Source organism: Tropicibacter sp. S64 (assembly GCF_049803835.1).
Classification (GTDB): Bacteria; Pseudomonadota; Alphaproteobacteria; order Rhodobacterales; family Rhodobacteraceae; genus Pacificoceanicola.
In genome coordinates, this window is sequence record NZ_JBNAGK010000001.1 from 37,848 (window position 1) to 54,353 (window position 16,506).

Annotated in this window: 16 protein-coding genes; 11 read left to right on the forward strand and 5 right to left on the reverse strand. The window is 65.6% G+C overall.

Annotation, left to right across the window (positions count from 1 at the left end; genetic code table 11):
- Positions 1-32: 32 nt before the first annotated feature.
- The 6 genes from ACP159_RS00220 (at position 33) to arfB (ending at position 5,117) form a co-directional block, all read left to right on the forward strand.
- Positions 33-1,403 (forward strand): MFS transporter, encoded by a 1,371-nt coding sequence (locus ACP159_RS00220; RefSeq protein ID WP_425097594.1) that lies wholly within the window; start codon positions 33-35, stop codon positions 1,401-1,403.
- Entirely contained in the window at positions 1,400-2,320 is a 921-nt protein-coding gene (gene mepA, locus ACP159_RS00225) for a penicillin-insensitive murein endopeptidase (protein WP_425097595.1), read from the forward strand. The genes ACP159_RS00220 and mepA overlap by 4 nt, the downstream gene beginning before the upstream one ends.
- 10 nt (positions 2,321-2,330) lie before the next feature.
- Positions 2,331-3,215, forward strand: coding sequence for an esterase-like activity of phytase family protein (locus ACP159_RS00230; protein ID WP_425097596.1), 885 nt, complete (start codon positions 2,331-2,333; stop codon positions 3,213-3,215).
- Between the two features lie 69 nt (positions 3,216-3,284).
- On the forward strand, positions 3,285-3,620 hold the full coding sequence (locus tag ACP159_RS00235; RefSeq protein ID WP_425097597.1) for a DUF2322 family protein: 336 nt from the start codon (positions 3,285-3,287) through the stop codon (positions 3,618-3,620).
- A gap of 118 nt (positions 3,621-3,738) precedes the next feature.
- Entirely contained in the window at positions 3,739-4,389 is a 651-nt protein-coding gene (locus tag ACP159_RS00240) for a queuosine precursor transporter (RefSeq protein ID WP_425097598.1), read from the forward strand.
- Positions 4,390-4,697: 308 nt separating this feature from the next.
- A complete protein-coding gene (gene arfB / locus ACP159_RS00245; RefSeq protein WP_425097599.1) occupies positions 4,698-5,117 on the forward strand; it encodes an alternative ribosome rescue aminoacyl-tRNA hydrolase ArfB in 420 nt (139 codons plus the stop codon).
- 115 nt (positions 5,118-5,232) lie between these two features.
- Here the strand turns inward: arfB and ACP159_RS00250 are convergent, their stop codons facing one another.
- The 4 genes from ACP159_RS00250 to argH form a co-directional block, all read right to left on the reverse strand.
- A complete protein-coding gene (locus ACP159_RS00250) occupies positions 5,233-7,866 on the reverse strand; it encodes a DUF4175 domain-containing protein (protein ID WP_425097600.1) in 2,634 nt (877 codons plus the stop codon).
- Between the two features lie 39 nt (positions 7,867-7,905).
- Complete coding sequence (gene lysA, locus ACP159_RS00255) at positions 7,906-9,174, reverse strand: diaminopimelate decarboxylase (protein ID WP_425097601.1); 1,269 nt, start codon at positions 9,172-9,174, stop codon at positions 7,906-7,908.
- A gap of 159 nt (positions 9,175-9,333) precedes the next feature.
- A complete protein-coding gene (locus tag ACP159_RS00260; protein ID WP_425098182.1) occupies positions 9,334-9,639 on the reverse strand; it encodes a DUF2834 domain-containing protein in 306 nt (101 codons plus the stop codon).
- A gap of 94 nt (positions 9,640-9,733) precedes the next feature.
- Positions 9,734-11,125 carry an argininosuccinate lyase gene (argH, locus tag ACP159_RS00265; RefSeq protein ID WP_425097602.1) on the reverse strand — a complete coding sequence of 464 codons (1,392 nt, stop codon included), beginning with the start codon at positions 11,123-11,125 and terminating at the stop codon, positions 9,734-9,736.
- A 21-nt stretch (positions 11,126-11,146) separates the two neighbouring features.
- On the opposite strand from argH, the gene ACP159_RS00270 reads away from it, so the two are divergent.
- Positions 11,147-11,707, forward strand: a complete 561-nt coding sequence (locus tag ACP159_RS00270; RefSeq protein ID WP_425097603.1) for a TlpA family protein disulfide reductase — start codon at positions 11,147-11,149, stop codon at positions 11,705-11,707.
- Positions 11,708-12,096: 389 nt separating this feature from the next.
- On the opposite strand, the gene ACP159_RS00275 is transcribed toward ACP159_RS00270, so the two are convergent.
- Complete coding sequence (locus tag ACP159_RS00275; protein ID WP_425097604.1) at positions 12,097-12,288, reverse strand: hypothetical protein; 192 nt, start codon at positions 12,286-12,288, stop codon at positions 12,097-12,099.
- Positions 12,289-12,511: 223 nt separating this feature from the next.
- On the opposite strand from ACP159_RS00275, the gene ACP159_RS00280 reads away from it, so the two are divergent.
- The 4 genes from ACP159_RS00280 (at position 12,512) to ACP159_RS00295 (ending at position 16,378) form a co-directional block, all read left to right on the forward strand.
- A complete protein-coding gene (locus tag ACP159_RS00280) occupies positions 12,512-12,904 on the forward strand; it encodes a hypothetical protein (RefSeq protein WP_425097605.1) in 393 nt (130 codons plus the stop codon).
- Complete coding sequence (locus tag ACP159_RS00285) at positions 12,901-13,809, forward strand: sterol desaturase family protein (protein ID WP_425097606.1); 909 nt, start codon at positions 12,901-12,903, stop codon at positions 13,807-13,809. Before ACP159_RS00280 ends, ACP159_RS00285 begins: the two co-directional genes overlap by 4 nt.
- Before the next feature lie 142 nt (positions 13,810-13,951).
- The gene (locus ACP159_RS00290) at positions 13,952-14,707 is read left to right on the forward strand and encodes an OB-fold-containig protein (protein ID WP_425097607.1); all 756 of its coding nucleotides are present in this window, start codon (positions 13,952-13,954) and stop codon (positions 14,705-14,707) included.
- A 15-nt stretch (positions 14,708-14,722) separates the two neighbouring features.
- Positions 14,723-16,378, forward strand: a complete 1,656-nt coding sequence (locus tag ACP159_RS00295) for a flotillin family protein (protein ID WP_425097608.1) — start codon at positions 14,723-14,725, stop codon at positions 16,376-16,378.
- The last annotated feature ends 128 nt before the right edge of the window (positions 16,379-16,506 follow it).

Genomic DNA, 16,506 nt, shown 5'->3' on the forward strand with positions numbered 1-16,506 from the left:
GTTCTATCGCCCTCGCGCAGCAGGGGGCACTTATGGCGACGTTACCGAACCGCAAACGCATCTGGGGCTGGATGTTCTTCGACTGGGCGCAGCAGCCCTACGCCACCCTCGGCCTGACCTTCATCTTCGCACCCTATTTCGCGGCCGTCGCCACCGACGCTCTGGTGGCACAGGGTACGGACCTCGACACCGCCAAGGTCGGCGCCCAGACGCTCTGGTCCTCGGCGCAGACCATCGGCGGGCTGGTCATTGCCTTCACCGCGCCCTTCCTCGGGGCCTGGGCCGATGCCTCGGGGCGCAAACGCCCGTGGATCCTGCTGTTTTCCCTTATCGCCATCCTCTGCGCTGGGTTGCTCTGGAACCTCACGCCCGATGGCGCATCCCTCATGCTCATGCTGGCGGCCTTCTGGGTCGGCTACGTCTGCTCGGAAATCGCCTTCAACCTGAACAACGCCTTCCTCCCGGACCTAGGCACCGCGGAGGAAGTCGGGCGCATTTCCGGCACCGCCACGGCCTTTGGCTACTGGGGCGGGGTGCTGTCGCTCTTCGTCATGCTGCTGTTCTTCGCCGAGAACGAGACCGGCACCACCCTGATCAAGCTCGCCCCCGCCTTCGGCCTCGATCCGGAGAACCGCGAGGGCACGCGTTTCGTCGGCCCATTCATCGCGATCTGGTTCGCGGTTTTCCTGATTCCCTTCATCCTCTGGAGCCGCGACAACCCGGCGGTCAAACGCAACCGGCCGGGCTTCAACCAAGTACTGAGCGAGCTTTGGGTTTCCATCTGCCGCGTCGGCAAGAAGCCCTCGACCCGCGCCTTCCTGCTCTCCTCCCTGTTCTACCGCGACGCTTTGACCGCGCTCTATGCCTACGGCGGCATCTACGCGCGGCAGGTGCTCGACTGGCAGACCATCCAGATCGGCGTCTTCGGCATCATCGCCGCCATAGCTGCTGCCGTGATCAGCTGGATCGGCGGCATCGCGGACCAGCGGCTTGGCCCGAAACCCGTCATCGCCACCTGCATCTGGGTGCTGATCGCCGTCGGCAGCGTGATCGTCGGCATGTCCCGGGTCCATGTCTTCGGCATTCCCCTGCCCGAAGGTTCCCCAATCCCCGACATCCTCTTCTACATCTGCGGCGCCGCCATCGGCGGGGCGGGCGGTGCGCTCTACAGCGCGTCGCGCAGTCTGATGGTCCGCCACACCGACCCCGAACACCCGGGTGAGGCCTTCGGCCTCTTCGCCTTCGTCGGCAAGGCCACCGCCTTCCTTGCCCCCGCTTTGATCACCGTTTTCGGCATTCTGACCCAATCCAATCAACTTGCGTTTCTTCCGGTGATCTTCCTTTTGCTGCTCGGTCTTTTTCTGCTACGCTGGGTGCAACCAGACGGAGAAACATCCGCATGATACGAGCCGTATTCACAGCCCTCGCCCTCGTTGCCCTCTCCTCCTGCTCCTCAGGCGGCGGACGGGACATTTCCGGGGAACGCATCGCGCCGGTCAAACTTGACCCGGTGCTCTCCTCCAAGCAGGCCAAGCAGCTCTTCGGCGCCAAGGGTTCCGCTTCCGCGCAACCCTCCGACCCCATAGGCTTCTATTCCAAGGGTTGCCAGGCCGGGGCCGTGCAACTGCCGGAAACCGGCCCGACATGGCAGGCCATGCGCCTGTCGCGCAACCGCAACTGGGGCCAGCCGGAACTGGTCGACTACGTGCAGGACCTCAGCCGCAAGGCGGCGAAGCTGCCCGGCTGGAACGGTATCTACGTCGGCGACATGAGCCAGCCGCGCGGTGGACCCATGCTGACCGGCCACGCCAGCCACCAGATCGGCCTCGACGCCGACATCTGGATGCTGCCCGCGTCCAACCTGAACCTGTCGGCCAAGGAACGCGAGAACATCTCCTCGATTTCTCTGCGCCGCTCCTCCGGGGCCTACACCAACGACAACTGGACCCCGCAGCACCATGAACTGCTGAAGGCCGCCGCATCCGACCCGCGCGTGGCGCGGATTTTCGTCTTCCCCGGGGCCAAGGTGAAGATGTGCAACGACGAGAAGGGCGACCGCAGCTACCTGCGCAAGATCCGCCCCTGGTATGGCCACCACTACCACTTCCACGTCCGGCTGAACTGCCCGAAAGGCGCGAGCTACTGCACGGACCAGAGCCCGCCGCCCGCCGGGGATGGCTGCGCCGATGCGGAGCAGTGGGTGCGGAACATCCTCAACCCGCCGCCGCCCGATCCCAACGCCCCACCGCCCAAACCGAAGCGCGAGCTGACCATGGCGGACCTGCCGAACCAATGCGCCGCGGTGCTGTCGTCGAAGTGAAGCGCCGGACATGACACTGACCAGACTGGCGGCCTGCCTGGCCGCCTTCCTCGTGCCGGGGCTGAGCGCCGCGGCCAACGCCAGGCTCGATTACCTCGGCACCTACACCTGGCCCGTCGAGGAGCACCGCTCCGGCGGCTTTTCCGCCATCGAGGTCGCGGAAGACGGGCGCGACTTCATCGCGCTCTCGGACCGCGGCCCGATCACCTTCGGCCGCTTCACCCGCGACCCCGAAACCGGACACATCACCGGCGTCCACGCGACCATCCCCGAGATGCTGCGCGACACCTCAGGCAAGGTGCACCCGAAAGAAACCTACGATCCCGAAGGCCTCGCCGTCTCTCCCTCCGGCCGCTTCTACGTCTCCTACGAGGGTCTGAACCTGATCTGGGGCTACGACGAGCCGTCGCTTGCCGTCGAGACCCTCACCACCGAAGCGTTCAAGCGCCTGCAGGGCAATTCCGGTCTGGAAGCGCTCGCCATGGACCCGCAGGGGCGGCTCGTCACCATGCCCGAACGCTCCGGCCAACTCACCACGCCCTTCCCGGTCTGGAGGCTGGAACAGGACGGCTGGCATCACCGCTTCGACCTTGCCCGCTCCGGCGGCTTTCTCATGGTCGGCGCGGACTTCGGCCCGGACGGCCGGCTCTATACGCTCGAACGCATCTTCACCGGCTGGGGATTCCGCAGCCGCATCCGCCGGTTCACCTTTGCGGACGACCGGATCGTCGCGGATGAAACCCTGCTGGAGACCGTGCTCTGGCAGCACGACAACCTCGAAGGCCTCTCCGCCTGGCGCGACGACACCGGGGCAATCCGGCTGACGATGATCTCCGACGACAATTTCAGCACGGTTCTGAAAACCAATATCGTGGAATACCGCGTGGTGGAGTGAGCCGCGCGCAACACCCGGCAGCAGCCGCACCGCGCCGCCGAGGCGGACGATCCCAAGGATGACAAGACCATGACACCGATCCAGCCCGCCGCGTCCTTCAAGGACACCCTGTCCCGCCTGCCCGCGATCGACGGCCTCGCCCGCATCGACCTGGCCAATCCCGCGGGCACCCTGGTCGCCAGCATCGAGAACCAGCCGGGCAAGCAGGGCTCCCTCGCGGTCTACGCCTATCTCCACGCGGTCTTCGGCACCATCGACGCGGCGGCAGCGGAGCATGGCCTTGCGGTGTTTGGCGAGCACACGCAGGACGCCCGCAACCGCCCCCGTGCGCATCCCAACATCGACCGCCTTCTCGGGATCGTCGCGGGCGGTGCGCCGTTGACCGTCACCCGCGTGGACACCTGACCGCAGCGGCGGGCCTGCCACAGCCCTCTTGCAAGACTCGGACACACCCGGTAAACGCCGCCCGTCCGGCATCCTGCCGGGCCAAGTCCCCGCAACCTTGCAAAAACGGGTCCAGATCATGACGCGCACGCATATTCCCGGCATCCTTGCCATGGCCGCCATCGTGGTGGCCTCGAACATCCTCGTTCAATATCTCATCCTCGACGGCCTCCTGACCTGGGGCGCCTTCACCTATCCGCTCGCCTTCCTCGTCACCGACGTGATGAACCGCATCTACGGCGCACCCGCCGCCCGCAAGGTGGTGCTCGCCGGCTTCGTCACAGGGGTGATCTGCTCGCTGATCGGCTCGCAGATCATGCTGCAGGGCGACGGATTCGAATATGCCGCCGTGCCGCTGCGCATTGCCGTGGCCTCCGGCCTCGCCTTCCTGGTCGCGCAACTCACCGACATCACCGTGTTCAATCGCTTCCGGGACGGCAAATGGTGGCGCGCGCCGCTGGTCTCCACGCTGATCGGCTCGGCGCTGGACACGACGATCTTCTTCACCGTGGCCTTCTCCGCCTCCATCACGCTGTTCGGCGCGGATGCCGATGCGGCGATCAACTGGGCCTGGGAGGGCGTGCCCTTCATGAACGCCGGGCCGGTGGTGCCGCTCTGGGTGACCCTCGCGTTTGCCGACTGGCTGGTGAAGCTGACCCTCGCCCTGATCGCGCTCGTTCCTTTCAAATTGATCGTTTCGAAGGCACAGCAACAGACTGTCGCCATTTGAGGGAAAAAAAGACTTTGTGGATTCACCATCCCGTGCCAACATCATCTTGAGGGCACCGGGATGGGACACCCCCAGATCGGCAAGCGCCTCAAGCGTTTTAACAGCTGAAAGGAGGTGATCCAGTGGTCAGAGAACTGTTGGAGAGAGGTGTCGGAACAGTGAGAGGAAAGACAACCTAGGGCAGCCCCTGGGGTGATGTTTCCCCGAACTGGCGAGCAGCCTAACCGGCCCCGCCTCCTGAGTCTCGAAGGGTCGCCCACAGAAGGCGACCCTTTTCGATTCCGAATGTACGCACTATCTGCTTGGCCATGCGCATCACCGACGACATCTCCATCGAGGATTGGGAACTGACGGAACAGTTCATCCGCGCCTCCGGCCCCGGCGGGCAGAACGTCAACAAGGTCTCGACGGCGGTGGAACTGCGTTTCGAGGCGGAGCGCTCACCGAACCTGCCGGGCCCGGTGAAGACCCGCCTGCGCCGCCTCGCCGGACGCCGCTGGACCAAGGACGGTGCGCTTGTGTTGCAGGTCGACGAAACCCGCAGCCAGGCCCGCAACCGCGACATCGCCCGCGACAGGCTGGCGGAGCTGATCCGTCAGGCGCTGGTCAAGCCGAAGCGGCGCATTGCGACGAAGCCGACATTGGGCTCCAAGAAGCGGCGGTTGAAAGCCAAGAAGGAACGCGGCGAGGTCAAGGCGCTGCGCGGCAAGGTCGACCCGGCGCCGTGATCGCTGGACGGTTGAAAATTTTGCCGGGACAAAATTTTGCCTGGGGCTTTGCCCCGTCCTTCGGACTCCCCAAGGTATTTTGGGACCAAAGAAGACGGGACGCCCCGGTCTGCGATCAGAAGCGCTCCAGCAGGCGCCCGAGGTAATCCAGCTCTGCCTGCGGCCGCTCCAGCTCGCCCGAGCGTTCGCGCAGCTGGTCGAGCAGGTCCTGCGCCCGGCGGTACACATCCTCGCCCTGCAGCATGCCCTCGTCGGTGCCGGTCTGGCCGGTGTTGCCCGGGTTGCGGCCCAGCGGATCGCGCTGCTCCTGCGGATCGCCGCCTTCGGCAAAGCCCTGCTGGCCCTGCCCCTGCTGTTGCTGCTGCGCCATCGCCTCGCCGAGGCTGCGCAGGCCCTCGCGCAACGCCTCCATGGCCTCCGACTGGTTGTCGATCGCCTCGGCCAGGTCGCCGCCGCGCAGCGCCTCCTCGGCCCGATCCATCGCGCCCTCGGCCCGGCCCAGCGCCTCGGCGGCATCGTCGCCCGCTTCCGTGCCTTGCCCCGGCAGGTTCTGCCGCTGGCGGTTCAGCTCGTTCCGAAGCGCCCGCTGCCGCTCCGCCAACCCTTGTTCGAGCGATTGCTCGCCTTGGCCCTGACCATTCTGCGCCTCGCCCTGACCCTGTCCGGGCTGCTGCCCCTGCTGCTGGCCCTGCCCCTGCTGCTGGCCGCGGTCCTGACCCTGCTGGCCCTGTCCCTGCTGCTGGCCTTGCTGCTGGCCCTGCTCTTGTCCCGGCTGCTGTCCGTCCTGCCGCTGGCCGCGGTTGAACTGGTCCTGCAGGTCCCGGAAGCTGTCATCCGACAACTCCTGCTGATCGCGCAGCGTCTCCGACAGCCCCTCCATCGCCTGCTCACCCGGGGACTGGCCGCCCTGGCCCTGACCTTGGGTGATCTGCATGTTCTCCAGCATTTCCTGCAGCTGGCGCATCGCCTCCATGGCCTCCGCCATCCGGCCTTCTTCCATCAACTCCTGAATACGGTCCATCATGCGCTGGATGTCGTCCTGGGACATTTCGATGGACTCGCCCGGGTTGCCCTGCTGCTGGCTGTCGGGGTTTTCCTGCGCCTGCCGCCGCTGCTCCTGTGCCAGCTGCCGCATGTAATCCTGCGTCGCTTCCCGCAATTCCTGCATCAGCTCGGCGATTTCCTGATCCGAGGCGCCGTTCTTCATCGCCTCTTCCAGCCGGTCCTGCGCCCGCTGCAGACGTTGCCGCGCGTCCTCCAGATCCCCCTCCTCGAACTCCAGCGCGAGATCCCACATCGCCTGCGCCAATTCCGCCTGCTGCTCGTCCGTCATCCCGTGACGGCCCAGCGCCTCGACCCGGCCGAGCAGGGTGCGCAGTTTCAGCGCCAGCACCTGCTTGCGGAACTCCGGGCCCGGCTTGTTGGTCACGGCACGCAGGATCTGCCCGATCTCGCGAGCATTTTTGCGGTTCCACAAGAGCGCCTGCCGCTGTTCGATCACCGCCGCCGCCACCGGATCGAAGAACCGCCGCCCCGGCAGGGTCAGCACCTCCGGCTCCGACAGCCCGGTCTGCCCGCGCGCATCCCGCACCGACAGCTCCAGCTTCACCGGCAGGTTCGCCCAGGGATGCAGCGAGAAATTCTCCACGAGATCCTGCGTGAACTCCGCCCGGCTTCCGGAAATCGGCATCGGCAGGGGCACCTCGATCGCCGCGCGGGCCTCCGGCTCGATCTCGCGGCCATAGCGCCGGTTCACCTGATCCAGCGCCAGCGTGAACGTCGCAAAGCCGCCCTCGATCCCGTGATCGTCGCTTGCGCTGAACGGAATCTGCGCCTCCCCCTCGTAAGACGCCTCGATCTCGCCATCGCGTTTCACGCTCGGCGCATTGTCCGGGATCATCGCGATCTGCCAGAGCCGCCCACCCGGCCCGTCAATCGACAACTCGCCGGAGCGCACGACCTCGAAATCCTGCGCAGTCTGCACCGCGCCCTCCTCCGGCAACGGCCTCCCGGAAATGCTTTCCTGTACGCTCAGCGCACCGACTTCACCGTACATGCGCAGGGTGATCTGCGCCCCCTCGGGCACGTCCATCGACGGCGCGGTGATGTCATTCAGGTACACGGACGGCAACCGCGTGTAGGGCGGCGGGGCCATCCAGCCTTCCCAGCTGGGCCCCTGCGTCAGGTCCGGACCGCCCGCACCCATGCCCGTCACGGAGCCGACCTTGACCAGCGAGCCGAACAGGATCGCCACCGACAGGAACAACAGCCCGACATAGCGCAGCGCAAACGGGTCCTGCTTCGACAGCCTGAGGTCCGGGGCTTCGGCCTTGACCGCCGCCAGCGAGGCCTCCATTCGCCGCCGATGCGCCGCCCAGACCGCCCGCGAGGCGGCATCCTCGTGCCCTGTCGCCTGCCTGTCGAGAAGCGTGAAGATCGGTCGCCCCGGCATCCGCGCGTCGATCCGCTCCAGCGCCCCGCGCCGCGTCGGCAAATGGAATCGCCGCAGGCCGAAGACCGCCAGCCCGATCGCCACTCCGCCCAGAACAACACCACTCCACAAGAGCGCCGTTCCGGACAGCGCATCCTGCCAGCCCAGCATCAACACAGCCAGAACCGCGATCACCAACGTCCAGAGCGGCCAGAACGCCCGCACCACCTGTTCGGCCAACATGCCGAGCCAGGTCAGCGTGAGCGCATCACGCGTGCGTCCAAGGATATCGCCGAGCGGCTGTTTCTGATCGGTCATCCAGTGCTCCGGTCCGGGGGTGCGCCCCGGCGGGAACGCTTACAACCATTCTGGTAGCGTATCGCGGTTTATTATTTCGTCAAAGGTCGGACGTTTCCGGATGACAGCGAATTGATCGCCGTTGACCAGAACCTCCGGGATCAGGGGCCGCGTGTTGTACTCGCTCGACATCACCGCGCCATAAGCCCCGGCGCTGCGAAAAGCGAGCAAGTCCCCGGCCTTGAGCGGCGGCATCAGCCTCCCCTTGGCAAAGGTATCGCCGCTCTCGCAGACCGGCCCGACGATGTCATAGGGCAGCAGGTCCACACCGGCGTCCGCCTCAAGAACGGGCACGATCTCGTGATGCGCGTCGTACATCGCCGGACGGATGAGGTCATTCATCGCCGCGTCGAGGATCAGGAAGCTGCGCCCGTCACCCTGCTTGACGTAAATGACGCCGCTGACCAGCAGCCCGGCATTGCCCGCGATGAACCGTCCCGGCTCGATCTCGATCTCGCAGCCAAGGTGGCCGACGGTGCGCTGGATCAGCGCACCGTAATCAGAAGGCAGCGGCGGGGCCTCGTTCGAACGGGTATAGGGAATGCCAAGCCCGCCGCCCAGATCGAGCCGGGTGATCTCGTGTCCGTCTGCCCGCAAGGCTTTGGTGAATTCCGCGACCTTCTTGTACGCCAACTCATAGGGTTCCAACTCGGTCAGTTGCGAGCCGATGTGCACGTCGATGCCGACGACTTTCAGACCGGGCAGAGAGGCCGCCTCGGCATAGACCTGCCGCGCCCAGGCCAGCGGAATCCCGAACTTGTTCTCGGACTTGCCGGTGGAAATCTTCGCATGGGTCTTGGCATCGACGTCCGGATTGACCCGGATGGTGATCGGCGCAACCACCCCCATCGAGGTCGCAACCTCGGAAATCGCCCGCATCTCCGGCTCGCTCTCGACGTTGAACTGTCGGATGCCGCCTTCCAGAGCCGTGCGGATTTCTTCGCGCGTCTTGCCAACCCCGGAGAAGACGATCTTCTCTCCCGGCACCCCTGCCGCCTTCGCCCGCGCATACTCGCCGCCGGAGACCACATCCATGCCGGCTCCTTCGGCGGCCAGCGTCTTCAGGATCGCCTGATTGGAGGCCGCTTTCATCGCGTAACAGATCAGATGCGACGGCGCCCAGCTCAGCGCCTCGTCGAACAACCGAAAATGCCGCTGCAGGGTGGCTGTGGAATAGACATAGAACGGCGTGCCCATTGCCGCCGCGATCTCGCTCAGCGGCACATCCTCGGCATGCAGCGCGCCGTCCCGATAGAGAAAATGATCCAAAGCCGCCTCCTGCGCGAAACCCGCGCCGATGTAGCCCAGACGGGACGCCGGGGAAAGGGCCTCCCCGTCCTGCTTTCTTCTCTTCGGAAAATACTCTGGGGTTCCGGGGCAAAGCCCCGACCAAAATTTTGCCCCGACAAAATTTTCACCCCGCCGGGATCAAACCGGCCGCGAGCGGAAATAGAGGTACAAGGGCAAGCCACAACTCACCCCGATGCAAAACGTCGCCGGAATCGCCAGAAGCGCCACGACGTTCCGCCGCACCGCCACCTCCGCGATGATCCACAGCGTCAAGACCACCGCCGCGATCGTCAGATCCCAGGTCAGCCCGGTGGTGGAGGCATTGACATACCAGGCGTCGATCATCGCGCCAAAGTCCCAGCCGTTCTCCCGCAGGAAGGTCACGAACCAGTACATCGGGTGCACCGCCCCCCAGAGCGCCAACACCAGCCAGAGGTGCCGCAGCCTCACTGCGCCGCCTCTTCGCTCCCCGGCCTGAGCGGCTCGCCATCCGCCCCACAGCCGGCCAACGCCAGCAGCGCAAGCACCAGCAACGCCCTCACGCCAGCATCTCCTGCCACCGCTTCACCTGCGCCCGAACCTGCTCCGGCGCCGTGCCGCCATAGCTCATCCGCGAAGCCACCGATTTCTGCACCGTCAGCACGTCGAAAATCCCCTCCGTGATCGCCGCATGCACGCCCTGCATCTCCGCCAACGACAGGTCCGGCAAATCGCAGCCCTTCTTCTCCGCCATCGCCACCAAGGCCCCCGTGACATGATGCGCCTCCCGGAAGGGTAGCCCGGTTTCCCGCACCAGCCAATCCGCAAGATCCGTCGCCGTCGAGAACCCGGACGACGCCGCCTTCTCAAGCTGCGCCCGGTTGCCGGTCATGTCCCGGACCATGCCTTCCATCGCCGCCAGCGCCAGCATCCAGTTGTCCGCCGCGTCGAAGACCTGCTCCTTGTCCTCCTGCATGTCCTTTGAATAGGCCAGCGGCAAACCCTTCATCACCATCATCAAGGCGACATTCGCCCCAAAGATCCGCCCGATCTTCGCCCGGATCAGCTCCGCCGCATCCGGGTTCTTCTTCTGCGGCATGATGCTGGAGCCAGTGCTGAACCGATCCGAGAGCGTCACGAACCGGAACTGTGCAGACGACCAGATCACCAGCTCCTCGGCAAAGCGGCTCAGATGCATCGCGCTGATGCTCGCCACCGAGAGGAACTCCAGGGCAAAGTCCCGCGCCGAAACGGCATCCAGCGAATTCGCCATCGGCCGGTCGAAGCCCAGCGCCTCTGCCGTCATGTGCCGGTCTATCGGGAACCCCGTCCCCGCCAGCGCCGCGGCACCGAGGGGCGATTCGTTCATCCGGATCCGCGCATCGCGCACTCGGGACAGATCCCGCCCGAACATCTCCACATAGGCCATCATGTGATGGCCCCAGGTCACCGGCTGCGCCGTCTGCAAGTGCGTGAAGCCCGGCATCACCCAATCGGCGCCCGCCTCCGCCTGCGCCAGCAGCGCCCGGATCAGCGCCAACAGCCCGCTCTCCGCCGCATCAAGCTGGTCCCGGACCCAGAGCCGGAAATCCACGGCGACCTGATCGTTCCGCGACCGCCCGGTGTGCAACCGTCCCGCCGGTTCGCCGATGACCTCCTTCAACCGCGCCTCGACATTCATGTGAATGTCCTCAAGCGCCGTGGAAAACGCGAACGTTCCGCCCTCGATCTCTGACAAAACCGTGAGCAAACCTTCCCGAATGGCTTCCGCATCACTAACACTAATGATGCCCTGCGCCGCGAGCATCGCCGCATGGGCCCTCGAGCCGGCAATATCCTGCGCCGCCATCCGCTGATCGAATCCGATCGAGGCATTGATCGCCTCCATGATCGCATCCGGTCCGGCGGCAAAGCGGCCGCCCCACATCTGGTTCGAGGTCTTGTCGGACATATCGCATCCTTCGGAGGGATTATGAGAAACCTTGGTCTTGCGCTGCTCTATACCGCCACGATGGCGCTTGCAAATCCGGGGTACGCCGACATCGCCGCCGCGGAGGCCGCGCGGGCCGGGGACATGAAGAAACTGACCTTCCACGCCGAGGCCAAGGACGCCGGGCAGGCGGAATTCATGACCTTCGACGGCGATCCGCTGACCCTGTCGCAATGGCAGGGCAAGTGGGTGATGGTGAACTTCTGGGCCACCTGGTGCGCCCCCTGCCGCCATGAAATGCCGATGCTCGCGGCGCTGCAACGTGAGCTTGGCGGAGAGACATTCGAGGTGCTCACCATCGCCACCTCGCGCAATCCCCCTGCCAAGATGAAAGCCTTCTTCGAGGAAATTGGCGTCGACAACCTGCCCCTGCATCGCGACCCAAAGTCCACGCTGGCCCGGCAGATGGGCATCCTCGGGCTGCCGGTGACGGTGATCCTGAACCCCGAAGGCAAGGAAATCGCCCGCCTGACGGGCGACGCGGACTGGTCCTCGGACGAAGCCAAGGCAGTGCTGTCGGCACTGATCTCAAGCGGAAGCTGAAGGGTTTCGCCTCGCTTCGCGAAGCGACCAACGCGCGCTTCGCGCGCGGCGGGGGCTCTGCCCCCACGCCCCTGTGGGGCACCTCCGAGGGTATTTGAGGACCAAAGAAGACCAGGGTGCCCCCTGCCTGTGGCAGCAGGGGGGCTTCTCCGGTCACGGTCATCGGCTCCTCAGCCTGTACCGTGCGCTCAGGCAACACGATTCTGGTTAAGAAACCCTTGCTTCTTTGGTCCCAAAATACCGCGGGGGTAGGCTCGCAGAGCCTTTTGGGGGCAGCGCCCCCGCACGGGCCGGAGGCCCGTTTCCGCGCGGCGCCGCAGGCGTCGCGCGATGGTCGGCTCGCACGTCGGATTTGCGAAGCAAATTCTGGCGCCGCGAGCCGAAAACCCTCAGACGACCACGGTCCGCTTGCGCGGCACCCACGTCCGTTTCTTCTTCTTTCCATCTTCCGTGTCGCTCTTGGTGTCCTCCGCGACCGGGAATGACCCGGAGAAGACGCCATACGGCCCGAGCCTCGAGGGCGCACTCGCGATGGCGAAAGTCTGGGATGCCAGGACGAGGGCGAGGATCAGGATACGCATGTGTTTCTCCGGGTCGTGGGCCCCCACCCACGGCACACAGATTTGGACAGGATTGTGGCGCGCGGCAACCTGTTTTTGCCACAATCGCTATATTCTTCAATGTCTTGGAAACAATGCACCCGTGTCGCGGGCATTGTCCCACTGGTAGCACCCCTATCCTGACGCCACGCAGCTTTTGACACGCACTCAAACCCGCGCACAATGCAGGCGAGGGAGGATCATCATGCCACTGCATCTGCTAGTGCCGCTGGTTGTCGGGGGCATTTTCGCCATCATGATCGCAACGGTCGTGATGGGCATGAACAAGCCGCGCCGGTTCGAATCCGAGGCGGACGCCCGATACGCATGGGAACGCGAGTTTCCGCAGATCGAGGTCAAGGCCCTTGCTCTCAGCCGTGCGGGCAATGCCGCGCTGGTCGACACGATGATCGGGCCCGGCCTCGTCTTCGCCATCGGCGCGGACAGCACGGCGCGACTGTTGTCGGGCACGCGAACAACGCGGACGGAGAATGGCCTCACCCTGCATCTGCCGGACTACACCGCACCCACCGTGCATCTGGCCCTCGACCCCGAAGAGGCCTCCGTCTGGGCCACCCGCATCGAGGCTGCACCATGACCGACACGCTGACCTACCCCGACGTCGTCTCCCTCGCCGTGCCGGTGTTCATCGCGGCGATCTTCATCGAGTTGTTCTGGATCAGGCTCACCGGGCGGGGCGGGCGCTACGAGACCCGCGACACCGTCACCTCCCTCATCATGGGCGCGGGCAATGTCGCATCGGGGATTGCGCTCGGCTTTGTCGCCTGGGGCTTCTTCATGCTGCTATGGCGGATCACGCCGCTGGACCTTGGCACTTCGCTGCCCGTGCTGATCCTGTGCTTTATCCTCGACGACCTGCGGTACTACTGGGTGCACCGTTTCGGGCACCGCATCCGATGGGTCTGGGCCAGCCATGTCAATCACCACTCCTCGCAGCACTACAATCTCTCCACCGCCTTGCGACAGACCTGGACCTACACCTTCACCTTCATGATGGTCGTCCGGGCTCCACTGATCCTGCTTGGCTTTCACCCGGCCATGGTGCTGTTCTGCGGCGGGCTGAACCTGATCTACCAGTTCTGGATCCACACCGAGGCCATCGACCGCCTGCCGAAATGGGTCGAGGCCATCATGAACACCCCCAGCCATCACCGCGTCCACCACGGCCGCAACCCGCGTTATCTGGACGCCAATTACGCCGGGGTGTTCATCGTCTGGGACAAACTCTTCGGCACCTTCGTTCCCGAAGACCCCGCCGAGAAACCGGACTACGGCCTCGTCCACAACATCGGCACCTTCAATCCGATCCGCGTCGCCTTCCACGAATGGGTCGGCATCTGGCGCGACATCACGCAACCCGGTCTGACCCTCCGCCAGCGCCTCCTCTACGCCGTCGCGCCGCCCGGGTGGTCCCACGACAACAGCCGCGAAACCTCGGACCAGATCAAAGCACGCGCAAAGCTTCCGCAACGGAATACCTGACTACCCGCCGCCCGGATTTTCCGGCATCCTGCAACCAACCCGTTGCGATCCGGTCGAAAATCCGACACGCACCCCTTGTAACGATCCCGTGATCACCCCATCTATTCAGTATACCAATGCATACCGAAAAGCCGTCAAAGCCATGCTCGACCCCTTCCTGACCGGACCTTACGTCCCCTTTACCGTCGCCCTTGCGCTGCTCTTCGGGTTGCTCGCGCTCGAACTGGTGTTTGCCATTCTCGGCGGAACGCTGCTCGGTGCAGGTGGGGACGGGCCGGATCTCGATGGCACCGACATGGACGTCGGCGACCTGCATATCGACTTCGACGGACTCGATGTGGATGCCTCGGACTTCGAACTGCCGGACCTGCACATCGACACGGACATCGACGTTGATGCGGACCCCGACATGGACACCCCCGCTGGCGCCGCCGAAGCAGGCATCGCCGCCTGGCTCGGCTTCGGCAAGATGCCCGCGCTGATCTGGCTCGCCTCGATCCTGCTCGCCTTCGGCACCACAGGGCTGTTCCTCCAGTCGGTCGTCAAGCAGCTTCTCGGCACCCCCGTGCCCGCCACTGTCGCCGCCGTACCAGCGCTGATCGTCGCCTTCCTCTTTGCCCGCCACTTCGGCGCGCTTTTCGCCCGGCTTCTGCCGAAAACCGAAACGCAATCGCTCTCCGAGCGCCACCTCGGCCGCCGCCCCGGTGTGGTCACGCAAGGCACCGCCGCCCGGAACCGCCCCGCCGAGGTGCGCGTCACCGACCGCTACGGCAACACCCATTACCTGCGCGCCGAGCCGCTCCGCGACGACGCCCGCATTCCACAGGGCAGCGAAGTCCTTGTCCTCCGGCACAAGCTGGACGGCGGCTACCGCCTTGTTCCACTCACCGATATCTAAAGGAGTTTCAAAGACATGGATCTCGTGACACTCGGCATTATCGTCGTCTCCGCCCTCGGCTTCCTGCTGCTGATCGGCCTCGTCCTCGCCCGCCTCTACCGCCGCGCCACCCGCGAAGTCAGCCTCGTGCGCACCGGCGCCGGCGGCAAGAAAGTCATCATGGACGGCGGCACCCTCGTCGTGCCGCTGCTGCACGAGGTCTCCCCCGTCAACATGAAGACCCTGCGCCTCGAAGTGAAACGCGACGGCGACGGGGCCCTCATCACACAGGACCGCATGCGCGTCGACGTGGGTGTGGAGTTCTACGTCTCCGTCCAGCCCACCGACGAGGGCATCGCCCGCGCCGCGCAGACCCTCGGCGCGCGCACCTTCGACATCGACCAGCTGCGCGAGATGATCGAAGGCAAGCTGATCGACGGTCTGCGCGCCGTGGCCGCGCAGATGACCATGGACTCGCTTCATGAGAACCGCGCCGACTTCGTGCAGGAGGTGCAGAACACCGTTTCCGAGGACCTGCTGAAAAACGGCCTCTCGCTCGAATCCGTCTCGCTGACCGCGCTCGACCAGACGCCCTTCGAGGCGCTCGACGAGAACAACGCCTTCAACGCCGTGGGTATGCGCCGCCTCGCGGAGGTCATCGCCACCTCGAAGAAGGAACGCGCCACCATCGACGCCGAGGCCGAGGTCGCCGTGCGCCGCGCCGCCATGGAAGCGGAGCGCCAGCGCCTCGCCATCGAGCGCGACGAGAAGCAGGCCAGCATCGAGCAGGCGCAGCAGGTCGCGACCATGCAGGCGGCGCAGGAAGCCGAGATTGCCGCCCGCCGCGAGGACAGCTTGCGCGAGACCGAGCGGTCCCGCATCGCCCGCGAGGAGGCCATCCGCGCCGCCGACATTGAGCGCGAGCGCAAGATCCGCGAAGCCGAGATCGCCAAGGAGCGCCAGCTCGAAGTGGCCGATCAGGAACGCCAGATCATCATCGCGCAGAAATCCGAGGAAGAGAGCCGCGCCCGCGCCTCCGCCGACCTTGCCCGCGCTGAGGCCACGAAAGCCATGGAAGCGGTGGTGACCGCCAAGCAGGTGGCCGAGGCCGAGCGTCTCAAGCAGATCGCCCTGATCGAGGCCGCCCGCGAAGCGGAGCGCGAGGCCACCAAGGTCCGCCTCGCCGCCCAGGCCGAGAAGGACGCCGCGCAGGACCGCGCTGACGCCCGCCGCGAGGAGGCGCAGGCCGACGCCGACGCCATCACCATCCGCGCCGAGGCCAAGAAGAAGGACATGCTGGCCGAGGCCGAAGGCCGCCGCGCCATCACCGATGCGGAGAACGCCCTCTCCGAAGGCATCATCGCGATGAAGATCGCGCTGGCCCGGCTGGAGGCCATGCCGGAAATCCTCGCCCAGGCCATGAAGCCGGTCGAGAAGATCGACTCGATCCGAATCCATCAGGTCACCGGCCTTGGCGGCGGCTCAGGCCCCGGCGGCGGCGCGTCCGGTGACAAGCCCGTGGTCAATCAGGCGCTGGATTCGATCATGGGCATGGCGGTGCAGATGCCCGCGCTCAAGAAGCTGGGCGAGGAACTGGGGGTCTCCATGGATGGCAGTCTCGACGGCTTGCTGAACGGCGCACTCGACGACACGCCGAAGGCCACAGACGCCCCGCCGCCTGCGGACGCCTGACATCCGCCACCCGCGCCCGGATTCTTCAAAAGAATCCGGGCCGATTTCTTTTCAAGAAATCGGCGCCAGGGTCACGCGACACATCCGCCCGTTAACCATTTTGCCGCAAATCTGGCCCGGCCTTGAGC